At 68.0% G+C, this 25,919-nt stretch carries 24 protein-coding genes; 5 read left to right on the forward strand and 19 right to left on the reverse strand.

What is annotated here, in order from left to right; genetic code table 11:
• Positions 1–9: 9 nt before the first annotated feature.
• The gene (locus ABD768_RS11035) at positions 10–684 is read left to right on the forward strand and encodes a 4'-phosphopantetheinyl transferase family protein (RefSeq protein WP_344840020.1); all 675 of its coding nucleotides are present in this window, start codon (positions 10–12) and stop codon (positions 682–684) included.
• Here the strand turns inward: ABD768_RS11035 and ABD768_RS11040 are convergent.
• The 12 genes from ABD768_RS11040 to ABD768_RS11095 form a co-directional block, all read right to left on the reverse strand.
• On the reverse strand, positions 615–2,015 hold the full coding sequence (locus ABD768_RS11040; RefSeq protein ID WP_344840022.1) for a class I adenylate-forming enzyme family protein: 1,401 nt from the start codon (positions 2,013–2,015) through the stop codon (positions 615–617). The two genes, ABD768_RS11035 and ABD768_RS11040, sit on opposite strands and share 70 nt — an antisense overlap.
• Positions 2,016–2,368: 353 nt before the next feature.
• Positions 2,369–3,367: a GNAT family N-acetyltransferase gene (locus ABD768_RS11045; RefSeq protein ID WP_343976556.1), complete on the reverse strand. Its 999-nt coding sequence runs from the start codon at positions 3,365–3,367 to the stop codon at positions 2,369–2,371.
• A gap of 42 nt (positions 3,368–3,409) precedes the next feature.
• The gene (gene murQ, locus ABD768_RS11050) at positions 3,410–4,303 is read right to left on the reverse strand and encodes an N-acetylmuramic acid 6-phosphate etherase (RefSeq protein WP_343976553.1); all 894 of its coding nucleotides are present in this window, start codon (positions 4,301–4,303) and stop codon (positions 3,410–3,412) included.
• A gap of 32 nt (positions 4,304–4,335) precedes the next feature.
• On the reverse strand, positions 4,336–5,238 hold the full coding sequence (locus ABD768_RS11055) for a MurR/RpiR family transcriptional regulator (protein ID WP_344840025.1): 903 nt from the start codon (positions 5,236–5,238) through the stop codon (positions 4,336–4,338).
• A gap of 35 nt (positions 5,239–5,273) precedes the next feature.
• On the reverse strand, positions 5,274–6,959 hold the full coding sequence (locus ABD768_RS11060; RefSeq protein WP_344840028.1) for a serine hydrolase domain-containing protein: 1,686 nt from the start codon (positions 6,957–6,959) through the stop codon (positions 5,274–5,276).
• A gap of 35 nt (positions 6,960–6,994) precedes the next feature.
• Complete coding sequence (locus tag ABD768_RS11065; RefSeq protein WP_343976545.1) at positions 6,995–8,281, reverse strand: exo-beta-N-acetylmuramidase NamZ family protein; 1,287 nt, start codon at positions 8,279–8,281, stop codon at positions 6,995–6,997.
• 23 nt (positions 8,282–8,304) lie between these two features.
• Entirely contained in the window at positions 8,305–10,023 is a 1,719-nt protein-coding gene (locus tag ABD768_RS11070) for a glycoside hydrolase family 3 protein (RefSeq protein WP_344840031.1), read from the reverse strand.
• Positions 10,024–10,284: 261 nt separating this feature from the next.
• Positions 10,285–11,388, reverse strand: coding sequence for a Gfo/Idh/MocA family protein (locus ABD768_RS11075; RefSeq protein ID WP_344840034.1), 1,104 nt, complete (start codon positions 11,386–11,388; stop codon positions 10,285–10,287).
• The gene (locus tag ABD768_RS11080; RefSeq protein ID WP_343976536.1) at positions 11,381–12,172 is read right to left on the reverse strand and encodes a ThuA domain-containing protein; all 792 of its coding nucleotides are present in this window, start codon (positions 12,170–12,172) and stop codon (positions 11,381–11,383) included. Before ABD768_RS11080 ends, ABD768_RS11075 begins: the two co-directional genes overlap by 8 nt.
• A gap of 28 nt (positions 12,173–12,200) precedes the next feature.
• Positions 12,201–13,016 carry a carbohydrate ABC transporter permease gene (locus tag ABD768_RS11085; RefSeq protein ID WP_344840036.1) on the reverse strand — a complete coding sequence of 272 codons (816 nt, stop codon included), beginning with the start codon at positions 13,014–13,016 and terminating at the stop codon, positions 12,201–12,203.
• Between the two features lie 13 nt (positions 13,017–13,029).
• Positions 13,030–13,932: a carbohydrate ABC transporter permease gene (locus ABD768_RS11090; RefSeq protein WP_344840039.1), complete on the reverse strand. Its 903-nt coding sequence runs from the start codon at positions 13,930–13,932 to the stop codon at positions 13,030–13,032.
• A complete protein-coding gene (locus ABD768_RS11095; RefSeq protein ID WP_344840042.1) occupies positions 13,929–15,158 on the reverse strand; it encodes a sugar ABC transporter substrate-binding protein in 1,230 nt (409 codons plus the stop codon). The genes ABD768_RS11090 and ABD768_RS11095 overlap by 4 nt, the downstream gene beginning before the upstream one ends.
• A gap of 236 nt (positions 15,159–15,394) precedes the next feature.
• Between ABD768_RS11095 and ABD768_RS11100 the strand changes: the two genes are divergently transcribed.
• On the forward strand, positions 15,395–16,396 hold the full coding sequence (locus tag ABD768_RS11100; protein WP_344840720.1) for a LacI family DNA-binding transcriptional regulator: 1,002 nt from the start codon (positions 15,395–15,397) through the stop codon (positions 16,394–16,396).
• A 70-nt stretch (positions 16,397–16,466) separates the two neighbouring features.
• Here ABD768_RS11100 and ABD768_RS11105 read toward each other — a convergent pair whose 3' ends face one another.
• The 5 genes from ABD768_RS11105 to rplM form a co-directional block, all read right to left on the reverse strand.
• Positions 16,467–17,492: a hypothetical protein gene (locus tag ABD768_RS11105; RefSeq protein ID WP_344840045.1), complete on the reverse strand. Its 1,026-nt coding sequence runs from the start codon at positions 17,490–17,492 to the stop codon at positions 16,467–16,469.
• Positions 17,493–17,503: 11 nt separating this feature from the next.
• Positions 17,504–18,013 (reverse strand): SigE family RNA polymerase sigma factor, encoded by a 510-nt coding sequence (locus ABD768_RS11110; protein ID WP_343976519.1) that lies wholly within the window; start codon positions 18,011–18,013, stop codon positions 17,504–17,506.
• 63 nt (positions 18,014–18,076) lie between these two features.
• Entirely contained in the window at positions 18,077–19,423 is a 1,347-nt protein-coding gene (glmM, locus tag ABD768_RS11115) for a phosphoglucosamine mutase (protein WP_343976517.1), read from the reverse strand.
• Positions 19,424–19,430: 7 nt separating this feature from the next.
• Positions 19,431–19,952, reverse strand: coding sequence for a 30S ribosomal protein S9 (rpsI, locus tag ABD768_RS11120; protein WP_343976513.1), 522 nt, complete (start codon positions 19,950–19,952; stop codon positions 19,431–19,433).
• A gap of 37 nt (positions 19,953–19,989) precedes the next feature.
• Positions 19,990–20,433 (reverse strand): 50S ribosomal protein L13, encoded by a 444-nt coding sequence (gene rplM, locus ABD768_RS11125; protein WP_343976510.1) that lies wholly within the window; start codon positions 20,431–20,433, stop codon positions 19,990–19,992.
• A 283-nt stretch (positions 20,434–20,716) separates the two neighbouring features.
• Between rplM and ABD768_RS11130 the strand changes: the two genes are divergently transcribed.
• Positions 20,717–22,003 carry a citrate synthase gene (locus ABD768_RS11130; protein ID WP_343976507.1) on the forward strand — a complete coding sequence of 429 codons (1,287 nt, stop codon included), beginning with the start codon at positions 20,717–20,719 and terminating at the stop codon, positions 22,001–22,003.
• 78 nt (positions 22,004–22,081) lie between these two features.
• Here the strand turns inward: ABD768_RS11130 and ABD768_RS11135 are convergent, their stop codons facing one another.
• Complete coding sequence (locus ABD768_RS11135; protein WP_343976504.1) at positions 22,082–22,537, reverse strand: nuclear transport factor 2 family protein; 456 nt, start codon at positions 22,535–22,537, stop codon at positions 22,082–22,084.
• 95 nt (positions 22,538–22,632) lie between these two features.
• On the opposite strand from ABD768_RS11135, the gene ABD768_RS11140 reads away from it, so the two are divergent.
• Both ABD768_RS11140 and ABD768_RS11145 read left to right on the forward strand, forming a co-directional pair.
• Positions 22,633–23,193 (forward strand): TetR/AcrR family transcriptional regulator, encoded by a 561-nt coding sequence (locus ABD768_RS11140; protein WP_344840048.1) that lies wholly within the window; start codon positions 22,633–22,635, stop codon positions 23,191–23,193.
• The gene (locus tag ABD768_RS11145) at positions 23,190–24,215 is read left to right on the forward strand and encodes a glycoside hydrolase family 18 protein (protein ID WP_343976499.1); all 1,026 of its coding nucleotides are present in this window, start codon (positions 23,190–23,192) and stop codon (positions 24,213–24,215) included. The genes ABD768_RS11140 and ABD768_RS11145 overlap by 4 nt, the downstream gene beginning before the upstream one ends.
• On the opposite strand, the gene ABD768_RS11150 is transcribed toward ABD768_RS11145, so the two are convergent.
• The gene (locus ABD768_RS11150; protein ID WP_343976496.1) at positions 24,212–25,894 is read right to left on the reverse strand and encodes an ABC-F family ATP-binding cassette domain-containing protein; all 1,683 of its coding nucleotides are present in this window, start codon (positions 25,892–25,894) and stop codon (positions 24,212–24,214) included. The two genes, ABD768_RS11145 and ABD768_RS11150, sit on opposite strands and share 4 nt — an antisense overlap.
• Positions 25,895–25,919 lie beyond the last annotated feature (25 nt).

Genomic DNA, 25,919 nt, shown 5'->3' on the forward strand with positions numbered 1-25,919 from the left:
CTTCTTCCTGTGACTCAGCGTCCGGGCACCGATCTGGCCCCCGTGCACGTCTGGCTGAAACCCGTCGCGCGCGACCAGCGATCCGCCGCCCACGCCCTCCTCCTCGACCTCGCCGCCACCCTGCTCACCGACGGCGCGCCGGTCCTTCGGCATGACGCCGCCGGCGGTCCGCACGTCGACCCGCTCGCCGTGAGCCTCAGCCACAGCGAGCGGCTGGTCGCGGTCGTCGCCGGCCTGGCGGGCCCAGTCGGCATAGACCTCGAAGACCGCTACCGCCGACCCGTCACCGCCCTGGCCCGGCGCTGGTTCACCCCGGCCGAGCTCGCCTGGATGCGCGTCCAGCCCGAAGAACTCGAGGCATTCCTGCACCTCTGGACGGCAAAGGAAGCGGTAGGCAAGGCCCTCGGCACCGGCCTCCGAAGCGGAGGCCTGCGCCGCCCGATGCCGTTGCTCACCGCCCCCGCGCCCGCTGGGGCTCGGCGGGGTGAGCCGCTCGTCGGCGGGCTGATCGCCTCCGCGCCGCACCTTGTGCTGGTTCATCTGCCGGTTGCGGCTGATGCGGTCGTGGCTGTTGTCGTGCCGGTCGGTACTCCGGCCATCGAGGTGTGTGAGCATCACGGCGCCGCTTTGCGGAGTACCGCGGTGTCGCGGACGAGTTTCCCGGTGGTTGTCCGGGGCAACTGAGCGAGCACGCGCACACTACGTGGCCGCTTGTACGACGCCAGCAGCTGCGCCAGATCGGCCTCGATCCGCGCCACGTCGCGTTGCTCGTTGAGCTGCACGTACGCCGTGATCGACCCGTCGTGGACCACCACCGCGGCCTCGACGCCGCGCAGCGTGTTCATCGTGTACTCGACCTCGGTCAGGTCGACCTTCAACCCACCGACCGACACCTGCGAGTCCAGCCGCCCCTTGATCGACACCAGCCCGGTGTCCGGGTCGATCACACCCGCGTCCTTGGTGCGCAACCACCCGTCGGCCCACCGGGTCGGATCCGACAACCCCAGATACGGCGACTCCGGCCGGCGGATGTGCAGCTCCCCATCGACGACCCGTACGTCGATGCCGGGCGCCGGCTGGATCGCCGGCCGATGCGCGCCGAACAGATCGGTGCCGATGACCCCGACCTCGGTCATCCCGTACATGTTGCCGAGCGGTACGCCGTACTTGTCCTCGAAAGCGCCCGAGACCGCCGACGGCACCAGCTCGCCACCGGTCGTCATCCGCTTGAACTGCGGCAACCGCGGCGGCTCGTTGACGGACGCCAGCAACCCGATGTGGAACGGCACCCCGAGCACCGTCGCCGGGCTCTTGCCACTGGCGATCGCCGCGACGATCGCATCCCCGGTCAACCGCGCCGGCGGGACCAGCTCGACGCCGGCGTGCAGGCCGTACATCAGCCCACCCACGAGACCGAGCACATGCACCATCGACGGCAGCAGGATCACCCGCTCGCCCCGCACCGGTACGCCGTCGATCTTGGTGTACCGGTGAACCTCTTCGATCAGGTCCTCGGCGGTCCGCCCGATCACCTTCGACGGCCCGGTCGACCCAGAACTGAGCTGGACGACGGCATGCGAGGTGTTGGCCGGGTGCCCCGAGTAGCTGGCGACGGCCGTCTCGACGTCCACGAACGTGCGCAACCCGGCCGCGACCGGCCCGTCCGGCGACACCACCACCTGCGGAACCAGCCGTTCGACCGCCCGGCGCACCTCGTAGTCGGTCAGCCGGTGGTCCAGCAGGATCGCCTGCCCACCGAGCCGCCAGACCGCCAGCAAATGCGTCACAAATGCCATTGACGGAGGTAACCGCAATGCCGCGGCACCACCCGGGCGCAAACCCGATTCCGCCAATTCGGTCTGCCGTTCCAGCACCAGCCGGCGCAGCATTCCGCGATCAATTGGAGTGGGTAGCCGAAAACAGATGTCACTGGCCGCACCGGCCAGCAGCACTTCATCGACCCACTGGGCGCCCATAGTGGTTCCGGGCACCACGACAGTACCGTCCATGGTCATCCGAGCTCCGAGGTTGCCTTGAACACAAAGGATTCAGAGCACCAGAGCCCCCACCAAGGCTTGGCGATGACGTGACGATACGACACGATCACGCAGTCGGTCTACGGACCGAAAGTGATGGGAAGGCTACCCTTCGCTATGTGGCCGAGATCGCTTTTCTTTCGGTCCCCGATCAGCCATGCTGCTCCGTTTTGCGCGCCGCAAAAGTCAAACAGCCGACTAACTCAAAAACCGGTATCAAGACTCCGACCGGTTAGCTTTTACGATCAACATCCGGACCGCGAAGGGTTCCCCCCGCGGAATTCAATCCTTTGAATTCCGCACTGATCCACAACTTCGGCGGCAGAAATTTTTCAGATTTTCCGCTGCCACTCCTCGGTCCGCTCGACCGCCCGGTACCCGAGCGCGGCGTTGACCGCGTTCATCGCGGTGTTCTCCTCGGCGTTCCAGGTGTGCATCACCAGCTGCTCGGTGTTGGTGCGCTGCAGCTCGAGGTGGTTGCGGACCTTCAGCGCCAGCCCGAGCCGGTGGCCGCGATGCGCCCGCGCCACCAACGTGCCCGACTGGAAGGCGTTGACCTTCTCGTTGCCGGAGACATGCAGCTCGGTCTGCCCGGCCAGCGTTCCGTCCGGCGCGATCGCCACCGTGACCCAGGACCGACGGCCCTGTGCCCGGGCCTGGTCCTCCCGGGACCGGATCCGGGCCGCGTCGTACACCTCGGCCTCCATCTCGAGCTCCCCCATCGGCGCCTCGTCGTTGAACGTGCCCTCGAGCGCCGCGTACGCGTCCACCAGGTCGTCGGGGCAACGATCCCGCCAACTCACGAGCCGGTAGTCACGATGATGCCCGGCGACCTCAGCCGCCAGCTCCTCCAGGAATCCCTGATCGAGCGGCAACTGAAGAACCCGATGCATGTCGGAGATCCCCATCGTCATCCCCCGCGCCCGCGCGAACGCCTGCCCCGGCGCCTCCCCACCGAGCGGACAATGCACCATCGTGTGCACGATCGTCCGCCCACGCACCGCGGCCCGCTCATCGAGCAACTCGGCGAGCGCCGTCCCGTACCCCTGCCTCCGCCGCCCCGGCACAACCGCCAGCTCCACCGACACCAGCGACGTGTTGTCCTTCTGCGGCAGATCCAGATAAAGCACCCCCGCGATCGCCCCCGCCTCGTCCCGCACGGCCCACAGCTCCCGCTCGAAGTACGGCGTACGGCGGGTCAGCGCGACCCGCATCTCCTCCAGCGGCCACCAGATGGCGAACTCCCGGCCCGCCGCCGAGGCCTCCACCAGGGCGCCATGCCACTCGTCGAAAGCAGCCGAATCCGTAGGGTCGATGCGCTCAGTGATCACCCTCCCGACTCTAGGGAGACAGCGACCACCCGGCGAACGGTTTTACGCGGAGGCGCTCAGCAGGCCCAGAGCGACGGCTACCCGGCCGCCGGCCTGGGAGAGGGCTCGGCGGGCGTCAGCGATGGGAGAGCCGGTCAGGAGGTGCACCAGGGCCGGTTTGAGTTCGCCGTCGGCTTCGGCGAGGGCGGCGGCGCAGGCTTCGGGGTCGGCGCCGGTGGCCTCGCCGAGGATGCGGAGCATGCGGCCGCGGAGTTTCTGGTTCGTGGCGACCATGTCGACCATCAGGTTCGACCAGGTGCGGCCGAGTTTGATCATCAGGGTGGTCGAGAAGCTGTTCAGGATGAGCTTCTGGGCGGTGCCGGCCTTCAGGCGAGTGGAGCCGGCGATCGCCTCGGGGCCGGTGTCGGCGGCGATCACGATGTCGGCCAGCGGGGCCAGCGGGGCCGCTGGGTTGGAGGTCACCAGGGCCGTTGTGGCGCCGACCGCCCGGGCGGCTTTCAGAGCGCCGGCGACGTACGGCGTACTGCCGGATGCCGCGAGTCCGATGACGATGTCCCGGCTGGTGACGGAGGCGGCGTCGGCCGCACCGCCCTCCTCGGAGTCCTCGACGTTCTCGACCGCGCGCAGCAGCGCTTCCATGCCGCCCGCGTGGTGAGCGACCACCAGGTCGTCGGGGGTGTGGAAGGTCGGCAGCAGCTCAGCAGCGTCGAGCACCGCGAGCCGGCCTGACGTACCGGCGCCGAAGTAGTGCACGCGGCCGCCGTTGCGCACGGCCTCGACGGCGGCGTCCACTGCCCGCGCCAGCTCGGGGATCACCGCGGCGACCGCGCCGGCCACCTTGGCATCCTCCGCGTTGACCAGCCGGAGTATCTCGGTGGTGCCCACCGCATCGATCGCGAGCGTCCTGGGGTTGCGCTGCTCCGTGGGTGTGATCACAGATACGATGTTAGTTTTCTACTGAAGGATTTTCAATTCTGTTGATCATTGACAGACGTCTTCAGCCGGTGACTCCGGACCGCGGTGGCCGTCTCCTCGAGCGCCTTGCGGGCGTCCGGCAGCACCGACTGGGCCACGCCGATGAACAGGCAGTCGATCACCATCAGCTGCACGATCCGGCTGGACATCGCGCCCGAACGGTAAGTCGTCTCGCGCGCGGCCGTGGTGAGCACAAGATCGGCGGTCCGGGCCAGCGGGGACCGCGGAAAGTTGGTCACCGCGACCGTGGTGGCGCCGTGCTTGGCGGCCTCCTCGAGCGCTTCGACCACCTCGGCCGTCGTACCGGTGTGGGAAATGCCGATCGCGACATCGCCTTCACCGAGCAGTGCGGCACTGGTCAGCGCGACGTGCACGTCCGACCAGGCGAAGGCCACGCGGCGGATCCGGTGCAGCTTCTGCTGCAGATCGAGCGCCACGAACGCTGAGGCGCCGGTCCCGTACAGGTCGACCCGCGGCGCCTTGGCGACCGCGGCGACGACCATGCTCAGGGACTCGATGTCGAGCTGCTGCGCGGTCTCCCGGACGGCCTTCTCGTCGGCGAACGCGACCTTGCCGACCACGTCGGCGAGCGAGTCACCCGGCTCGATGTCGCCGCCGACCTCGGGCCGGATGTTCTCCGTGGCCGACTGAGCCGCCAACTGCAGGCGGAGCTGCGGATAACCGGGGACGCCGATCTGCTTGCAGAACCGGATGACCGTGGTCTCCGAGGTGGACGCCACCTCGGCCAGTTCGGAGATCGTCATCGCCGCCACTCCGCCCGGGTCCGCGAGGACCGCGTTCGCCACCCGCTGCTCGGCCGGCGCCAGCGCGGGCATCACCGCGCGGACCCGGACCAGCAGCGGCCCCGTGGGTTCTGGAGAGGTAACTGAAGTCATGACGCCACCGTACGGCGATTAAGCACCGAGCGGGGTCACCGACGCGAAAGTCTCCAACCAGTTGCGACAAATGATTCAGGCGTTCGTTCACCGTCGAAAAGAACCTCGTGGCCCGAGGTGATCTTCACGCCGTCCACGTAGACGCCCCGGCCTTGGTAGAGCGGATCGGAGGTGTAGCGCCAACGCAAGGTCTGATCACCCGCCCCGAGATCCGCGGTCACCTGGTGCCAGTGCCGGTCGCCCGAGCCGCTGATCGAGCCGTCGGTGTCGATGACGGTCCCCCGATCGCGCACCGTGAAGGGCACCTTCGTCCAGGTCGTGCCGTCGGCGGAGCTCTCCAGGTACAGCAGATCGGAGTCCTCGGTGTCCACGAACAGGTCGAAGGACACCTTCGCACCGGCGGCCGGTACGGCGACCTTGGCCGCGAGCGTCGTCGTACTGGCGTCCGTCGTCCCCGAGAACCAGGCATCCTTGCCATGCTGCGGCCCGACCCCGAGCGACAACGCCAGGCCCTGTACTACGGCCCTGCGGGCAGGATTGTTACTCCCCCAGTTCCGGCTCGGATGCACCCGGTTGGTCAAGAGAATCGCGAACGACCGCGAATCGAAGTCGATCACGATCGACGTCCCCGTGTAGCCGGTGTGCCCCGCCGTCCGCGGACCCGACAACCCACCCATGTACCAGCGCTGGTTCAGCTCGAAGCCCAGCCCGTGGTCGTTGCCCGGGAAGCCCTGGTTGAAGTTGGTGATCATCGCGGTGACCGAATCCGTCTTCAGGATCCGCGCACCGCGATAGCTACCGCCGTTGAGGAACGTCTGCGCCAGCACCGCGAGGTCGTCCGCGGTCGAGAAGACCCCGGCGTGCCCGGCGACGCCGTTGAGCGACCAGGCGTTCTCGTCGTGCACCGAGCCCCAGACCATCCCGCGCGGCGGGGCCGTCTGGTACTCCGTCGCGGCGATCCGTGGCTTCTTCTTCTCGTCCGGGTTGTAGCCGGTGTCGCGCATCTGCAGCGGCTTGGTGATGCCGTCCGCGACCAGCTTGTCGAGCGTCTTGCCGGTCACCCGGTGCGCGACCTCACCCAGCGAGATCAGGTTGAGGTCGCTGTAGAGATAGGTGGTGCCGACGGGGTTCTTCAGCTTGGCCGTGAGTGCCTCGTGCAGGCGCAGCTCCGGCGTCGGCTGGTCACTCCACAGCGGCAGGAACGCGGGCAGCCCGGTCGTGTGGGTGAGCGCCTGCCGGACCGTGATCGCGGCCTTGCCGTTCTCGGCGAACTCCGGCACGTACGTCGCGATCGGGGTGTCCAGGCCGACCTTGCCCTTCTCGACCAGCTGCATCACGACGATCGAGGTGAACAGCTTGGAGACCGACGCCATGTCGAAGATGGTGTCGGTGCGCATCGGGATCTGCTGGTCGGCGGGCAGTTCGGTGCCGCTGCCGTCGGAGTACTTGAGGGCCAGCCCGGTCGCCGTCTTGGTGACGATCTTGCCGTCGTGGCCGAGCAGGGTGACGGCGCCGGCGTACAGGGGCTTGGTGGTGCCGGACGGCTGGGTCCAGCCGGCCACCTGGGCGAGCGCGGCGTCGATCGGCGCGGGGTCGAGACCGGCCTTGGCCGGAGTCGAGTCGCGCAGCAGCGTCGACTTCGGCGCGTAGCCGTCGTACGGGTGGTCGAAACGTCCGGACTTGTTGCCTGAGGCAACCGCGGGGCCGGCCATGGTCAGCATGAGGGTAGAGGCTACCGTGAACACGAAGGCTCTCTTCACCGGTGATCTCCCTTGTAGAGCAGGTACTTCGCGCGGCGGGCGGTCCAGGCGTCGGTCTCGCTCTGCCAGGCGGCGACGACCGCCTCGGCGGTGGCGCCGCCGTCGACCATCGTGCGGTACCGGTCCGAGCCGGTGAGCAGGTCGATCCAGCGGCCGGGCGGGTTGTCACCGGTACGCCAGGCGAACCCCGGGTACAGCTTCTTGGCCTCCACGATCATGTGCGTCGCCGCCACGATCGCCTCGGCGCGGTCCGGATCGGTGATCTGGATCTGCACACCGCCGCAGAGCACGTTGGCGTTCTTGGAGATGAACGGCGTGAAGTAGGCCTCGCGGAACTCGATGCCCGGGATGTTCTTGGCCTGCAGCGCCTGCGCCCACTTGTAGTCGACGTACGGCGCGCCGATCAGCTCGAACGGCCGGGTCGTACCGCGGCCCTCGGACATGTTGGTCGCCTCGAACAGACACGCGCCCGGGTAGAGCAACGCGGTGTCGGGGGTCGGCATGTTCGGGCTCGGCATCACCCAGGTCAGGCCGGTGTCGGCGTACAGCTGGTCGCGCTTCCAGCCCTTCACCTCGATCACCTGCAGCTCCTTGAGCCGCGCACCGTTCGTGTCGAGCGGCAGGTACTCCGCGTTGAACAGCCGGGCCAGCTCGCCGACGGTCATCCCGTGCTGCTGGATGATCTCCCGCTTGCCGACGCCCGAGGTGAACCCGGGCTTCAGCATCGGGCCGCGCGCCGAGCCGCCAGTGGGGTTCGGCCGGTCCAGTACGACGAACTTCGCGCCGGTCTGGACGGCCGCGAGCATCGCCTCGTACATCGTCCAGATGTAGGTGTAGAACCGCGCGCCGACGTCCTGGATGTCGAAGACGACGGTCTCGACGCCGGCCTTGGTGTAGAGCGTGGCGAGCTTGGCCGCGGCCGCGCCGTACGCGTCGTAGACCATGATCCCGGTCCGCGGATCGACGTGGTCGCCCTCGGAACCGCCGGCCTGCGCGCTGCCGCGGAAGCCGTGCTCGGGGCCGAAGACGGCGACCACATTGACCTTGCCGGACGCGTGCATGGTGTCGACGATGTGGTTGAGGTCGTCGAGGATGCCGGTCGGGTTGCTGATCACGCCGACCTTCTGGCCGGCCAGCGCCTTCCAGTTGTCCTTCGCGAGCGCTTGCGCGCCGGTCGTCACACCCTTCTTCTTGGCAGGCTCCGCGGCGGCGGCTCCTTGGATGTCGATCAGCGGGGCTGCGGCGAGTGCTCCCGCACCGGCGAGCAGGCTGCGGCGCTTCATCGGTTCTCCTTTGGAAGTACGGGTCACCAGGACAGTCCGTGGCCGAACTTGTAGAGCGGGGTGGCGGGATCGCCGGCGACCGGGATGTCGACCGGGAGCTTGCCGGTCGGTGCGATCTCGCCGTACAGGACCTTGGCCAGCGACTCCATCGAGACGGCCGCGTAGCCGTAGGTGGCCAGGTACGTCGGCGCCGCGGTGAAGTACGCGATGTCGTACGGGTCGCGGACAGCCACGACGATCACGGTCTTGCCGGTGGCCAGCAGGTCCTTGACGAGCTTCTGCTGCTTGGCGCCCGGGTCGACCACCTTGGTGTCCCACGCCTTCTGGGTGAGGACCACGGTGACGTCGTTGGCCTGCGCCTTGCTGACCGCGTCGGCGATGGCGGCGTCGGTGGGGGCCGCGCCGGTCTGGGCGACGGTGGTGGTCGCGCCTCGCTTGGTGAGGCTGTTGGCCAGCGACTGGGTGGTGGTGACGCCCCAGCCGGTGACGAGGATCTTGCGCGGGTCCTTGGTCAGCGGGAGGGCCTTGGCGTCGTTCTTCACCAGCGTGACGGACTTGTCGACGATCTTCTGGGCGGTGGCGAGGCTGGCCGGCGTACCGACCTTGGTCGCGATCTTCGCGGGGTCGACGTACGGCTGGAAGAGGACACCGTTCTTGAGCTTCATCAGCAGCACGCGCAGCACGCTCTCGTTGACCTGGCGCTCGCTGATCCGGCCCGACTTCACGGCATCGACGACGGCCTTGAACTGGACGTCGGGGGCCGGCGGCAGCAGCAGCTGGTCGGCGCCGGCCTCGATCGCCCGGACGGCCACCTCGGCATCGCCGTACTTGGCCCGGACGGCGGCCATCTCGAGCGCGTCGGTGATGACGAGCCCCTTGAAGCCCAGCTCGCCGCGCAGTACGCCGGTGAGGATCGGCTTGCTCAGCGTCGCGGGGTCACCGGAGGGGTCCAGGGACGGTACGACGATGTGCGCGGTCATGATCGAGTCGATCCCGGCCTTGATCGCGGCCTTGAAGCTCGGTGCGTCGATCGCGTCCCACTGCGCGCGGGTGTGGTTGATCGTCGGCAGCGCGTTGTGGCTGTCGTCGACGGTGTCACCGTGGCCGGGGAAGTGCTTGGCGGTCGCCATGATGCCGGCGTCTTCTTGGTAACCCCTGACCTGCGCCACCGTCATGTCCGAGACGAGCTTCGGGTCGCTGGAGAACGAGCGGACGCCGATCACCGGGTTGAGCGCGTTGACGTTGACGTCGGCGACCGGGGCGTAGTCCTGCCGGATTCCCATCGCCTTGAGCTCGCGGCCGGTGATACCGGCGGCCGTCCTGGCGTCCTTGGTGTCGCGGGTCGCCCCGTGCGCCATGTTGCCGCCGAACTGCGTGGCCGGCGGACCGATGCGGACCACGACGCCCTGCTCCTGGTCGGTCGCGATCGTCAGCGGAAGATGCAGGCCGGTCTTGAGGGCAGCCGCTTGCAGCTGGTTGGAGTACGTCGCCAGCTGGGTCGGGCTGGTCACGTTGTCCCGGGCGTTGAAGTAGATCCACCCGCCCGGCTTGTACTTCGCCACCACCTCGGCGGGCGTCGCCACGCCGTACAGGGCGGTGTTGCGGGCGTCTGGCTTGCTCGCGTCCGGCCCGTAGGCGAACAAGACGAACATCTGCCCGATCTTGTCCTCGAGCGTCATCCCCTGCAGCGCCTTGGTGGCCAACTGCAGATTCGTGACCGGCTCAGGCGGCGGAGCACTCACCGCACTCCCCGGGACCAGAGCCCCGATGATCGCAAGACCAAGACTGCCAACGGCGAAACGGCGCAAGGCGGACATGACCGACCCCTCAGGTAATTGAATTACAACCGTGCCCCCGCACGCGAAAGTTACCCACAGGCCTCGCCCGGGTCAAGGGGAACCGCGCGTCTATCCAACACTCCCCGCACCCACCCGACAACGAACCGCACCGTTCAAGCGTTTGGCCCATCACTGAAACGACGTTCTTGTCGATCGAACATCGTTTCAGTACTTCTCCGGCAGCCCGACCACCTGCTGGACCGACGACCAGGAGCGCAGCACCTCGAGCAGCACCCCGGCCGGCGTGGTCTCGATCGCCTCGGCGTAGGCAGCCGAGACGACATCGGCGATCCGGACCGGGACGCCCGACGCCGACGAGCGGACCGCCGCCTCGACCATCGCCACGCTGACCACATTGGTGTGCACCTCCGTCTGCGGCGTGCTGGAGGTACGCAGCGCCTGGACGAACTCGGCCAGCGACCCAGCGATCTCTTCGGGCCCGGTGCCGATCTCGGCCGGCACAGCAGGCCCTGAGGCGTTCTCGACCACCGGTGCGGAGTCGCCGTCCCAGATCGCCGTGCCGTCCGCGGAACTCGCCCGCCAGCGGCCGTTCCACGAGGTCTCCAGCCCCGGCGCGCACCAACTTCCGGTGAAGACGAACCTGGCTCCCCCGTCGAACCTGAAGACCGCGTCCGCGGCCGCGTTCCCGGCGAACCAGCTCCAGTCCGGGTTGTACGACTCGCAGTACACCGACAACGGCTCGGAGCCGATCAGCTTGCGGGCCAGGTCGAACTGGTGGATCGCCATGTCGACGAGCAGCGGCTCGGCCATCTGCTCCCGGAAGCCGCCGAACCGTGGTGCCTTGGAGAACTCGCAGGACAACGACCCGATCGGGCCGAGCCCGGCCAGCTGCCCCCCGAAGGCCTCGCCGGTCCGGAAGTACCGACGGGACTGCGAGACCATCAGCAGCCTGCCACTCGCCTCGGCGGCCGCGACCATCGTCAGGCATTCGCGGACCGACTCGGCCAGCGGCTTCTCGCACAGCACCGGCAGGCCGCGCAGCAAGGCATCCACGCTGACCGCCGGATGGGCCGCCGGGACGGTCACATCGATCACCGCCTCGGCGCCCGTCCGCTCGGCCAGCTCGGCGACCGATGCCGCCACCGGGACCTCGGCGTACCCGTGCTCGTCGGCCGCTGCCCGGGCCAGCGGTACGTCGAGGTCGACCAGCCCGGCCAGGACGACGTCCGGGTTCTGCTTGATGTTGCGCAGCCAGGCGCGGCCCATGCCACCGGCGCCGGCCTGAAGGAGCCGGAGGGTTTCAGGCATCGGCACGCTCTTCATCGGACTCGGTCTCGATCGGCCCGGCGTACCCGTGCCCGTTGAAGAAGTCACCGGTGTCGTACCGCAGCAACGTCGGCAGCGCCCGCTCCGGCAGGTCGGTCCTGGCCCACTCGACCCCGTTGGCGATCACCTTGCGGACATCCTTGTGGTGGTACACCGGGTAGTCCTGATCGCCAGGCGAGAAGAAGAAGATCTTGCCGTGGCCACGGCGGAAGGTGCAGCCGGAACGGAACACCTCGCCGCCGCTGAACGTGGAGACGAAGACCAGCTCGTCGGGCACCGGGATGTCGAAGAACTCGCCGTACATCTCCTGCTGCTCGATCACGATCGGATGGGGGACGCCGCGCGCGATCGGGTGCGTCGGGTTCACCGTCCAGACCAGTTCGCGATCCTGCTCGCTGCGCCAGCGCAGCGTGCAGGTGGTGCCCATCAGCCTGCCGAAGATCTTCGACCAGTGGCCGGAGTGCAGGACGAGCAGGCCCATCCCCGACAGGACGTGCTGGTACACCCGGTCGACCACCTTGTCGTCGACCTCACCGTGCGCGGCGTGACCCCACCAGACCAGTACGTCGGTGCCCGCCAGCACCTCCTCGGTCAGCCCGTGGTCGGGTTCGTCGAGGGTCGTCGTCGCGACCTCGACCGCGTCACCGAGATTCTCGGCGATGCCTTCCGCGATCGTGGTGTGCATGCCGTCGGGGTAGATCTCGGCGACGTGCGGCTCGACCTGCTCGTGCCGATTCTCGCCCCAGACGAGTACGCGAAGCGTCATGTCAGTAGTCCTTGATCGATGGGTCGGGTCATTTGACGGCGCCACCGATGGCGCCGGCGGCGATGTACTTCTGAGCGGCGACCAGCAGCACGATCGCCGGGACCGCGGACAGTACGGCGGTCGCCATCACCGCGTTCCAGTTCTGTACCTGCGTACCCAGGTACTGGTAGATCCCGAGCGTGACCGGCCGCACGCCACCCTTGGTGGTCAGCGTGAGGGCGAAGAGGAAGTCACTCCAGGAGAAGAGGAAGGTGAACAGCCCGGCGGTGATGAGCGAGTTCCTGCTGATCGGCAGCACGATCGCGACGAACGCCCGGAACAGGCCGGCGCCGTCCACCCGGGCCGCCTCCACCAGCGACGGTGGCAGCGAGAGCATGAACGAGCGCAGGATCAGGATCGCGAACGGGATCCCGCTGCTGCAGTTGGCCACGATCAGGCCGGGGATCGAGTTCAGCAGCCCGATCCGCTCGTAGGCCGTGTAGAGCGCGTTGGCGATCACGATCCCCGGGATCATCTGCGAGACCAGGATCGCCAGCAGCCCGATCCCCACCCAGCGGGACCGGAACTGCGACAACGCGTACGCGCAGGGCGCGGAGATCAGCAGGCAGAGCACCACCGTGCCACCCGCGATGAGCACGCTGGTGACCAGGTTGTGCCCTTGCTCGCTGAGCGCCCGCCGGTAGCCCGCGAACGTCGGGTCCAGCGGCAGGAAGCCGGCCGTCAGGGTGTTGCCGGACGGCTGCAGCGAGGCGTTCACCATCCAGTAGACCGGGAACAGCATCATGCCCAGGATCAGTACGCCGATCGCGGTGTAGATCGCGCGACGAACAGCCGAGTCGGACATCGTCGTACCCCTCCTATTCGTCGACGGCACGGCGGGTGCCGCGCAGGTAGACGACCGCGAACAGCAGCGAGATCGCGATCAGGATGTTGCTCAGGGCCGCACCCTCGCCGAACTTGAAGTCGACGAACGAGCGCTGGTACGACTGGGTCGCCAGCGTCTGGGTGGCGTTGGCCGGGCCGCCGCCGGTCAGGCCGAGGATGATGTCCAGCACCTTGATCGTGTAGACGACGCCGAGCACCAGCAGCACGCTGGCCACCGCCCGCAGATTCGGCCAGGTGATGTAGCGGAAGGCACGCCAGCCGGTGGCGCCGTCCAGCTGGCCGGCCTCGTACAACTCGTGCGGGATCTCTGCCAGTCCGGAGTACAGCAGGGTCACGTTGAACGGGATGCCGATCCAGATGTTCACCCCGATCACCGCGATCAGCGCCACCGACGGCGAGTTCAGCCACGGCACCGGATCGTGGATCAGGCCGAGCCCGGTCAGCGTGCGGTTCAGGATGCCGCTGTCCTGTTCGAGGATCGACCGCCAGGTCGCGCTGGAGACGATCAGCGGCAGCAGCCACGGCAGCAGGAGCAGCGACCGCAGCAGTCCGCTGAGCGGGAACCGGCGGCGGAAGAACAACGCCAGCGCCAGACCGGCGGCGAACTGGAAGGCGATCGAGCCGATGGTGAACAACGCCGTGTTCACCATCGCCTGCGAGAAGATCTGATCGGTCACCACCGTCGTGTAGTTCCGCAGTCCGACCCACGGCGCCTGCCCGGTGAAGAACGTCCGCAGGGTGTAGTCCTGCAGGCTCATCATCAGGTTCTTCAGCACCGGGTACCCGAACAGCGCGAGCATCGCCAGCGCGGCAGGCGCCACGAAGAGGACCTTGGTCAGGTCCTCACCGCGACGGCGCCGTCCCCGAGAGCTCACCCGCCGGAGGCCTTGCTGAAAGCGTCCTGCGCCGAGGCCTTGCCGGTCAGCGCCAGCGCGATCGCCTGATAGATCACCTTGGCGGCGTCGGGCCACTTCTCGCCGAGCTTGCCGGTCCGGGCCCGGGCGGTCTTGACCTGCTCGGCGAACGCCTTCATCGAGGGCACTTCCTTGGCGTACTGGTCGAGCAGCGCGATCTTGGTCGGCAGGGTGAAGCGGGCCTTGGCCCAGGCCATCTCGTTCTCGTCGGAGTTGAGGCACTTCACGAAGTCGGCGGCCTTCTGCTGCTTGGCCTGGTCCTTGTTGAGCGGGACGGTCCAGGCCTCGCCGCCCAGCGGTGCGACCGGCGTCTGGTCCGGCTTGTTCAGCGGGAACGTGACCACGTCCCATTTGACGTTCGGGGTCTTCGCCAGCGCCGGGATCTGCCACGGACCGTTCACCATCATCGCGGCCTTGCCGGCGACGAACTGGTCCTTCACATCGCCCTGCGTCCAGTTGATCACGCTCTTCGACGCCGAGCCCGACTGCACCAGATCCACCCACAGCTGCAGCGCTTCCGCGACCTGCGGACTCTTCAGGTCCGTCTCGTCGCCACCATTGGTCCACATCGCCGGCAGGAACTGCCAAGAGCCTTCGTAGGTCGCGTTGGCGTTGAAGGCGATGCCGTACCGGCCGGGCTTGGTGAGCTTCTTGGCCGCGGCCTTCAGCTCGTCCCAGGTCTTCGGCGGCTGGACGCCGGCCTCCTGCAGCAGCTGCGTGTTGTAGAACAACGCGATCGTGTTCGTCACCGGCGCCAGTCCGTAGAGCTTGCCCTGGTACGACGTCGCGTCGTTCATGCCCTGGATGACCCCGTCCCCGCTCAGGCCCAGGTCGTTCAAGGGCGCGAGCGCGCCGGTCGCGGCGATCTGCTGGACGTCGGGGTTGTCCAGCATCAGCACGTCGGGCAGTGTCTTCGACGAGGCCTGCTGCAGCACCTTCGCGATCAAGGTGTCACCAGGCACCGTCTCGCGCTGCAGCGTGATCCCGAGCTTGCCCGCGCAGGAGTCGAGCCCCTTCTGCACGAGCGCCTTGTCCGGGTCGTTGTTGTAGTAGTCGAGGACCGAGAGGCTGCTGACGCTGCCGCCGGACGAGGACGGTGACTGGTTCCCGCTGTCACCGCAGCCGGCGATGACGAGCGAAAGAGCAGTCGTCCCCGCCAGGGCCGCGGCGATCCGCTGCGTGATCATGACATTGCACTCCTTGGTGAGTCGGCGACAGCCACCGTCCCGGCGCTGGTCAAGCGCTTAACCACGATCACGAAAGGAAGCCGTCGTTCAGTTGTGGGATGGCTGGCAAAGCGGTTAACTAGCCGCGTAGTCAGGGACTATGTGCCCTGCGTCACACCACTGTCAAGGGCCTGGGGCGGTCCTCGTGACAGGCTGGGCGGCAGACGAGAGCGGGGTGGCAACGGCCGATGGTGACCATGCGGGACGTGGCGAAGCGGGCGGGCGTGTCCATCGCCACCGTCTCCTTCGTGCTCAACGACACCAAGCCGGTGACCCCGGCGACCCGGGAGCGGATCGAGCTCGCGATGACGGAGCTGGGCTTCCGCCGCAACATGGTCGCCCGCGCGCTGGCCAGCCGCCGTACCCGGATCATCGCGATGGCCTATCCGGCACTGGACCACCGGTTCGGATTCTCGGCAGCCGAGTTCTTCACCAGTGCGGCCGAAGCGGCGCGCCAGCAGGACTACCACCTGGTGCTCTGGCCGGTCGGGAACGACGGCGGCGAGCTGACCGAACTGGTCGGGCAGTCACTGGTCGACGGGGTCGTCCTGATGGAGGTCCAGCTCGACGATCCACGGATCGCGGTGCTGCAGCGGACCCGGACACCGTTCGCGCTGATCGGCCGGACCACCGCCCTGGAAGGCCTGACCCACGTCGACATCGACTTCGACACCACGGTCGAGGACGCGGTCGGCTATCTGCACGGCCTCGGGCACCGCCGGCTGGTGCTGGTCTCCGGCGACCTGGCCGACCCGAGATTCCACACCTACGGACCGTACGTGCGATCCGAGGCCGCCTATCGCCGGGTCGCGGCCGGGTACGGCATCGAGACCATCGTGCTGGAGTGCTCGGACTCGACCCGCGCGGGCCGGGAGGCGGCGACCAGGTTGCTGCGAGATCACCCGGAGACGACGGCCGTCCTGGTGCTGAACGAGTACTCCGCACTCGGCGTGATGTCCGGCCTGAACCGCCTCGGCCGCCGCATCCCGGACGAGATCTCGGTGCTCTCGCTGATGGCCCCGGACACAGCAGCCCTCTCGAATCCCGAGCTGACCATCATGCGAACCCCTGGCCCCGAACTCGGCCGACTCGGCACCGAAGCCCTGATCCGCCAACTGGAGGGTGCCACCCCACTCCCCCCACCCCACCTCATCCCCGCCAAACTCCACCTCGGCGAATCCACCGCCCCACCTCCGTAGCGCGCGGTAATGGCAGGGGCGGATGACGACTGAACAGTGTGCCTGAGGTGGCACACCGTTCAGTGAGTGATCACCTGAGGCTGAACTCCGGGATATGAGCGGATTCGATCAGCTTGCCGGCGGCGTTGTAGGCGGTGACGGTTGCCGCTCTGCGGGATTTGAGGTCGCCGTTGGACCACCAGAGGGCGTACCAACCGTTGCTGACTGTCAGGTCGTGGGTGGCACCGCTGACTGTCTTGAAGTGGATGCGGGTGATGGCCGGGTCGACCCGGCCATAGCCGATGTAGGTCCAGCCTCTGCACTTCGCCTTGCAACCGACCTCGCCGCTGCCCTCGTTCACGGCAACGCCAGTCAGCGAGGTCAGGCTCACGTCCTGCGCTGTGAGAATGCTCGGCCTGGACGACTTCCCCTGGAGGGCTGCGTTGCCTGACGGGACCAGGTCGCAGGTAGCGGCGCTGTGGCCGGTCGGCGATACGGCCAGCACCCTCAGCACCTGGCTCATCCCCGTATAGCCAGGCTCCGCCGCCACGACCCGCCACTTCGTCAGGTCGTGCCATAGCTGGACCGAGCAGTTGAGCAACTGGCCGTCGGCGGTCTGCGGAATCGGATCCGCCTTCGCCTTCGCCAGCGCCGCGGCCGTCGGCCTCGAGTCACCCGGGACGATGCACCCCGGCCCGAACATGTTCTTCTTCCCGGGCAGCGGGCTCATCAGTCCCATCGTGGCGCGGTAGACACTGGGATGGAACCTCTCCAGCGGCTGAACGCCGTACCGGACGGTGCAGCGGCGCTCCGCCTCTGCCTGGGTGATCTTCCCCAGCGCGGCCTCGCCCTGCGGCACCCCAGGAAGCGGCGTGAACAGCGGAGCGGCCGTGCCGGCGACCTCTGACTCCCGATGCGCAGAACCAATGCCCGGTACCAACGCCAGGCCGGCGCCGATCGCGACCACCGCCGCGGTGAGTCCACTGACGGCGGCGACTCTGCGCCGGCGACGGCCGCGGCGGCCGCGTTCCAGCAGACCGGTCGCGTCGACCGGCGCCAGTGGATCCCTGCTCGCCAGCCGGTGAAGCTCGGCGCCGATCTCCGGGGCGTCCTGCATGTCCGTCTCCTTCACGAGACCCGCCCGATCGAGCGGGTCCGGTTGATGGTCTGACGGAGAGTTTCGAGTCCGCGAGCGGCCTGGCTCTTGACCGTGCCCTGCGTGCAGTCGAGGATCTCGGCGGTCTGCTCGATCGAGAGATCCTCGTAGTACCGCAGGACGATGCAGGCCCGTTGACGCGGCGCGAGCTGGAGCAGAGCCGACAGGACCTCGTCGCGCTCGGCGTAGACATCGGCCGTGTCGTCGTTGCGGGCGTACTCGGGCGGACTGTCGGTCGACACTTCCCGGCGCCAGGGGCGCCGACCGATGTCCAGGGCCGCGTTGATGACGATCCGGCGGGCGTAGGCGAGAGGATTCCCGCCGCGATCCACCTTCGACCAGGACAGGTACAGCTTGTACAACGCGTCCTGGACCACGTCATCGGCACGATGCCAATCACCGCAGACCAGGTAGGCGGTCCGGCGCAGCGTCGTACTGGACGCTACGACGAACTCGACGTAGTCCCGATCCTGATCAGGCATCGGCCCTCCACTCTCCTCTGTCTCCCTTAGTACGGCAGGCAGAGGAGGCGGAGTTGCATCGGATCAGAGCTTGAGCGAGGTCTCCACGATGCCGGCCAGGTCGTGGGCTACCTCGTGGGCGGTGGCGGAGGACTCTGCCTCGACCATGACGCGGACGAGGGGCTCTGTGCCGGAGGGGCGGAGCAGTACGCGGCCGGTGTCGCCCAGGCGGGCGGTGGCTGCTGCTACGGCTGCTTGTACTTCGGCGTCCGTGCCGGCGCGGGTCTTGTCGACGTTGGGGACGTTGACGAGGACCTGCGGCAGGCGGGTCATCACGGCGGCCAGGTCGGCCAGTGACTTGCCGGTCTGGGCGATCCGGGCGAGCAGCATGACCGCGGTCAGGGTGCCGTCGCCGGTGGTCGCGTGGTCGGACAGGATCACGTGGCCGGACTGTTCGCCACCCAGCTTGTGTCCGCCGGCCTTCATTGCCTCCAGCACGTACCGGTCGCCGACCTTGGTCTGCTCGACCGCGATCCGCTCCCGGACCATCGCCTGGACGAAGCCCAGGTTGCTCATCACGGTCGCGACCACGGTGTCGTTGGACAGCCGGCCCAGGTCGCGCATCGCCAACGCGAGCACGGCCAGGATCTGGTCACCGTCGACGAGCTCGCCGGCCGCATCCACCGCCAGGCAGCGATCCGCGTCACCGTCGAGCGCGATGCCGAGATCGGCGCCGTGCCCGATCACCTCGCGGCGCAGACCCTCCATGTGGGTCGAACCGCAGTTGAGGTTGATGTTCAGACCGTCCGGCGCAGCGGCGTACGTGATGACCTCGGCGCCCAGCCGGCGCAATGCCTCGGGCGCGGTCAGCGAGGCCGCGCCGTTGGCGCAGTCGATGACCACCTTGACGCCGTCGAACCGGTTCGGGGCCGACCGGACCAGGTGCGAGACATACGTCTCGAAGCCCTGCCCGTCGTCGAGCACCCGGCCGACGGCGGCACCCGTCGGGCGCTGCCACTCCTCGCCGGTACGGACCTCGATCGCGTCCTCGATGACGTCGTCGAGTTTGATCCCGCCCCGGGCCAGGAACTTGATGCCGTTGTCCGGCATCGGGTTGTGGCTGGCCGACAGCATGACCCCGAGGTCGGAGCCGGTCGAGCCGGTCAGATAGGCGACGGCCGGGGTCGGCAGCACGCCGAGCCGGACGACATCGACGCCGGCGGAGGCCAGACCGGCCACCACGGCTGCTTCCAGAAACTCGCCACTGGCCCGAGGATCCCGCCCCACAACGGCGCGTGGCCGGTGCCCTTCGAAGGCACCGGCCTCGCCGAGTACGTGAGCTGCCGCGACCGAGAGGTCGAGCGCCAGCTCCGCGGTGAGATCCACGTTCGCCAGGCCACGGACTCCGTCCGTGCCGAACAAACGCGACATCAGGTGATCAGCGCTTGCTGTACTGCGGAGCCTTACGGGCCTTCTTGAGACCGGCCTTCTTGCGCTCCTTGATCCGCGCGTCGCGGGAGAGCAGACCGGCCTTCTTCAGACCCGGACGGTTCGCCTCCTCGTCGGCCGCGTTCAGGCACCGGGCGATGCCCAGCTGCAGGGCACCGGCCTGGCCGGTGATGCCGCCGCCGTTGATCCGGGCGATGACGTCGTAGGAGCCCTCGAGGCCGGCGACCACGAACGGCTCGTTCACGTGCTGCTGGTGAACCTTGTTCGGGAAGTAGACGTCGATCGGCTTGCCGTTGACGGTGATGTTGCCGGTGCCCGGGATCAGCCGGACGCGCGCAACGGCTTCCTTACGGCGGCCGGTGGCACCGGCCGGGTTGATCACCGCGACGCGACCGGACTCGGCGCGCTGCTCCGGGCTCGGGTTCGTCTCGGAGGTGTAGGCAACCGGGCCCTCGGTGTCGATGGGGACCTCGGTGTCGAGTTCTTCGGTCTCGGTGGTGATGTCGCTCACGCTGTGAATCCTCGTTTACCTGGCTCGGCGATCGCTACTACTGAGCGATCTGGGTGATCTCGAACGGCTTCGGCTGCTGGGCCACGTGCGGGTGCTCCGGACCGGCGTAGACCTTCAGCTTGCCAAGCAGCTGACGGCTCAGGCGGTTCTTCGGGAGCATGCCCCAGACAGCCTTCTCGACGGCCTTGCGAGGATCCTTCTCGAGGATCTCGCCGACCGGCGTGGCCGTCAGACCACCCGGGTGACCCGAGTGGCGGTACGCCAGCTTGTCGGTCCGCTTGTTGCCGGACAGGGCGATCTTCGACGCGTTGATGACGACGACGAAGTCGCCACCGTCGACGTGCGGGGCGAACGTCGGCTTGTGCTTGCCACGCAGCAGGGTGGCGATCTGGACGGCGAGCCGACCGAGCACGACGTCGGTGGCGTCGATCACATGCCACTCACGGGTGACGTCAGCAGGTTTCGGGCTGTACGTGCGCACGGTCGTTGACCTTCGTTTCTCAGAGGTTGACAAATCAGAACTGGTACGTCGGCGAGCGGCCCGCAATCACACCGGCGAGGACCAGGAACGCACAACAGCAGCCCAGAATACCGGCGTGGACGCCTCGGGGTCAAAGCGAGCCTGAGCCGGTCGGAGACCCCGGCTTGGAACCAACCCGGGACCGCACTAGTTTAGCGGTGAAGATTGCAGTCCGATCCGCGTCCCGCCGGCGACGATAACCCTCACTCACTCCGGCGATGCGCCAGCTTCCGAAGAGGGCATTGTGACCGAACAGTCGCTCACCGTCCGGGACAACCGGACCGGCAAGGACTACGACCTTGCCATCACCGATGGCACCATCCGTGCCGCCGATCTCAAGCAGATCAGTGCAACCGACGGGGACGGTGGCCTGGCCACCTACGACCCCGGCTTCGTCAACACCGCCTCGACCCGGTCGTCCGTCACCTTCATCGACGGCGACAAGGGCATCCTGGAGTACCGCGGTTACCCGATCGAGCAGCTCGCCGAGCAGTCGAACTACCTGGAGGTCGCGTACCTGCTGGTGAACGGTGCGCTGCCGGACAAGACCCAGTACGAGGCCTGGGTGCACGACGTGACGTATCACACGTTCGTGCACGAGAACCTGAAGACCTTCATGCAGGGCTTCCGCTACGACGCGCACCCGATGGGCATGCTGCTCGCCTCGGTGGGTGCGCTGTCCACCTTCTACCCGGAGTCGCGCGACATCTTCGACGAGGAGTCACGGGGCCTGCAGATCCGCCGGCTGATCGCCAAGATGCCGACGCTGGGCGCGTTCTCCTTCCGGCACGCGCAGGGCAAGCCGTACGTCTACCCCGACAACGAGCTGAGCTACGCGGCCAACTTCTTGTCGATGCTGTTCAAGATGAGCGAGCCGAAGTACGCCGCCGACGACCGGCTGGTGCGCGCGCTGGAGATCCTGTTCATCCTGCACGCCGACCACGAGCAGAACGCCTCCACCAACGCGGTCCGGGCGATCGGCTCCACCCAGGTCGACCCGTACTCCGCGGTCACCGGCGGCATCGCGGCCCTCTACGGCCCGCTGCACGGCGGCGCCAACGAGGCGGTGCTGAAGATGCTGCGCCGGATCGGCACCGTCGACAACGTCGGTTCGTTCATCGAGGGCGTCAAGAACGGTGAAGAGCGGCTGATGGGCTTCGGCCACCGGGTCTACAAGAACTACGACCCGCGCGCCAAGATCATCAAGAAGGCCGCCGACGACGTGTTCGAGGTGACGGGCATCAACCCGCTGCTGAAGATCGCCGTCGAGCTGGAGAAGATCGCGCTGGAGGACGAGTACTTCGTCTCCCGCAAGCTCTATCCGAACGTGGACTTCTACTCCGGCCTGATCTACGAGGCCCTGCAGTTCCCGCCGGAGATGTTCACCGTGCTGTTCGCCATCCCGCGCACCTCGGGCTGGCTGGCGCAGTGGAAGGAGTCGCTCGGCGACACCGACCAGAAGATCGCGCGCCCGAAGCAGATCTACACCGGCGCCCGCGGCGTCCAGTACGTCCCGATGGGCGACCGCTAAACACCGGTAGCACCATTGGGAACGGCCCCGATCCGGCTTACCTGCCAGGGATCGGGGCCGTTTCTGCGCTTCTGGGTACTACGACGCAGACCGCGCCGGCACCGGTTCCCGTAGTACCGCGATGAGTTGGTCCAGCTGCCCACGGGCGCGCGCCATCGCCACGTGGTCGATGTAGTCGCGCGACTCGACGATCTCGCCGTCGCGGACCCGCAGGACGAAGACGCAGGGCACCCGGAAGCTCTCCCCCGTCGCGATCACCGTCCCCGCGTAGTCGAACTCGGCGACGATCACCTCCGGATCCTGGGTCTGATGGACCCGGATCGCGTCCGGCTGGAACCGCACCACCTCCGCCACCGCCGGACCACGGCCGTTGAAGTGCTCGCGGAGCGCGTCGCGGGTGAGCAGTGGCTGATCGCCGTACGGCGACATCGGGTGCCGGACGTCGGTCTGCTCGGCGTACAGGGCCGGCAGCGCCTCGAGGTCGCGATCGGCGACGCCGTGCACCAGGCGGAGGAAAGTCTGTTCCGGAGTCATGACTCCGAATATAAGGAGTCGCAACTCCGGTTACAACCTCTGGCTGCTTTCCGGCGTCTCCTACGCTGATGGGGTCGACGACAGCTAGGAGTGGGATGAGGCCGTTGCGCGCGGATGCCCGGGACAACCGGATGCGGATTCTGAGCGCGGCGGAGGACGTCTTCGGACGGTCGCCGGCCGCCTCCACCGACGAGGTCGCGAAGCTCGCCGAGGTGGGGATCGCCACCGTCTTCCGGCACTTCCCCACCAAGGTCGCGCTGCTCGAGGCGGTCCTGACGCAACGGCTGGAACGGCTGCGCGACCGTGCTCTCGAGCTGGCCGACAGCGACGACGCCGGCCTCGCGTTCTTCGGATTCTTCAGCCAGGTGGTCGCCGAATCGGCATCGAAGCTGGCCATCGCGGAGGCTCTGAGCGCGTCGGGAACCGTCGCCGGCGACGAGGCGAAGGCAGCAGGCCAAGGGATGCGCGAAGCCTTCGGGTCCCTGCTCGACCGGGCCCAGCAGGCAGGCGCCGTACGCCGGGACGCCGCCTTCCCCGAGGTCTACGCCCTACTGGTCGGCGCCTCCCGTGGGGCCACCGCGACCGGTCTCGAATCCGACGCCCGCGACCGCATGCTCGCCCTCCTGTACGACGGCCTGCGAACCGGGACGTCATGAGGCGCTGGCGATCCTGGTCCCGCCGCCGACGCGTCCTCCTCAGCCTCGCGCTGGCCTTCGTCCTGCTGATCCCCTTGCCACTAAGCGCTTTGGCCGTCTCCCTGCGCATCGCCTACACCGGTGAAGCCACCGCGAAGACGAAAGGCCAGGACGCGATCTGGCTCGGCCACGCCTGGGTCGACGGCCGGAAGACCGCCGCCGACATCGCCGTCCTCGCGAATCAGCTGCAGGGCACCGGAATCCGCGACCTCTACGTCCACACCGGCCCCCTCGAACACGACGGAACGTTGCCCTTGGCAAAGGTTTCGCCGAAGGCCAAGTGGTTCACCGGCGCCGTCCACCAGGCAATGCCGAAGCTCCGCGTCCAGGCCTGGCTCGGCGACGTCCTCCAACCGGAGAAGAACCCCGGTATGGACCTCGACGACGCCGCCGTTCGCACCCGCGTGACCGAGACCTCCGAGCAGGTGCTGGCGCAGGGCTTCGACGGAATCCACTTCGACATGGAGCCCGTCCGCTCCGGCTCCAAAGGCTTCCTGGCATTGCTGGACCAAGTCCACGCCATGACCTCAGCCCGCAACGTCCCGCTCTCAGTCGCCGCAGCGCAACTCAACCCCGCACCCGGCCTCAACGGCCTGCTCGTCGGCGTCAGCGGCCAGAGCAAATGGTGGACCAAGTCGTACTTCGGCGCCGTCGCCAGCCGCGTCGAGCAGATCGCCGTGATGTCCTACGACACCTGGACCCCACTGGAATCCCTGTACGGCGGTTACGTCGCCCGCCAGACCGAGATGGCCCTGGAGGTCACCCCACCCCACGTCGACCTACTGATGGGCCTCCCCTTCTACTGGGAAGACAACTTCTCCCACCGAGGCTCCGCCGAAACAGTCCGAGCCGCCATCCGAGGCGCCCAACTAGGCCTGAACACCTCCCCCCGCCAAAACTTCGGCCTAGCCCTCTACGTCGACTTCACCGCCACCCCCGACCACTGGGCGACGTACCGCGATGCGTGGTGCGGTACGGACTAACGCGCCCGCTGGACGCGGGCCTCGTCCCAGACCGGCTCGGGCGATTCGTAGACGTTGCCGTCGCTGCCGAAGACCAGGTAGCGGTCGAAGCCGCGGGAGAACCAGCGGTCGTGGGTGACCGCCAGAACCGTTCCGTCAAAGGAATCCAGGCCTTCCTCGAGTGCCTCGGCTGACTCGACGTCGAGGTTGTCGGTCGGCTCGTCGAGGAGGAGCAAGGTGGCGCCGGACAGCTCCAGCAGGAGGATCTGGAAGCGCGCTTGCTGACCACCGGAGAGCGAGTCGAAGCTCTGCTCGGCCGCGTGCGCCAGCTCGTACCGATCCAGCTTGCGCGAGGCCAGCTCCCGGCCCATCCCCTCCCGGTGCTCGTCGCCGCGGTGCAGGATCTCCAGCAGCGTCCGGCCGGCCAGCTCGGGGTGCTCGTGCGTCTGCGCGAACCAGCCCGGCCGCACCCGCGCACCCAGCTTGGCGTTGCCGGTGTGCGCGACGGACGGGATGACCATCTCGCCGACCGGCTGGTGCTCGATGTCCGGGTCGGACCCGCCGTTGGCCAGCAATCGCAGGAAGTGCGACTTGCCGGAGCCGTTGGAGCCAAGGACGGCCACGCGTTCGCCGTACCAGACCTCGAGATCGAACGGCTTCATCAAGCCGGTCAACTCGAGCCCGGTGGCGACGACGGCGCGTTTGCCGGTACGTCCGCCAGTGAGCCGCATGCTGACCTTCTGCTCGCGCGGGATCGCCTGCGGCGGACCGGCCTGCTCGAACTTGGCCAGCCGGGTCTGCGCCGCCTTGTAGCGCGACGCGAGCCCGTCGTTGTAGGCCGCCTTCGTCTTGTACATCAGCACGAGCGCCTTGAGCTTGGCGTGCTCCTCGTCCCAGCGGCGGCGCAACTCCTCCAGCCGCTCGAACCGGTGCTTACGCGCTTCGTGGTACGTCTGGAAGCCGCCGCCGTGCGTCCAGATGGTGTTGCCCGCGGCACCTAGTTCGACGGTGACGATCCGGGTCGCCGTGTTGGCCAGCAGCTCCCGGTCGTGGCTGATGTAGAGGACCGTCTTCTGCGTCGCGTTGAGCTGCTCCTCGAGCCAGCGCTTGGCCGGTACGTCGAGGTAGTTGTCGGGCTCGTCGAGCATCAGCACCTCGTCCGGGCCGCGCAGCAGCGCCTCGAGAACCAGCCGCTTCTGCTCGCCGCCGGACAGCGTCTTCACCTCACGCCAGCGGCAGTTGTCGAACGGGATCCCGAGCGCGCTCATCGTGCAGACGTCCCAGAGCACCTCGGCGTCGTACCCGCCGACCTCGCCCCAGTCGGAGACCGCCTGGGCGTAGCGCAGCTGGGTCTTCTCGTCGTCGGCCTCCATCATCGCCAGCTCGGCCTGGTCCAGCTTGGCCGCGGCCGCCCGGATCCGCTCCGGCGCGACGCCGAGCAGCAGGTCACGGACATTGGTCTCGTCCCGTACCGACCCGACGAACTGCCGCATCACACCCAGCCCACCGGACCGGGCGACGCTCCCGCTGTGCGCCTTGAGATCGCCCGCGATGATCTTCGTCAACGTCGTCTTGCCCGACCCGTTGGCCCCGACCAGGGCGACCTTGGCCCCGTCCCCGACCCGGAACGTGATGTCGTCCAGCAACACCCGCCCGTCCGGCAACTCGAACCCGATCCCCGCAACCTCGACGTGACCCATACCCCCAGTCTGACGGCCCGCCCCA

This window comes from Kribbella ginsengisoli (genome assembly GCF_039537185.1).
Classification (GTDB): Bacteria; Actinomycetota; Actinomycetes; order Propionibacteriales; family Kribbellaceae; genus Kribbella; species Kribbella koreensis.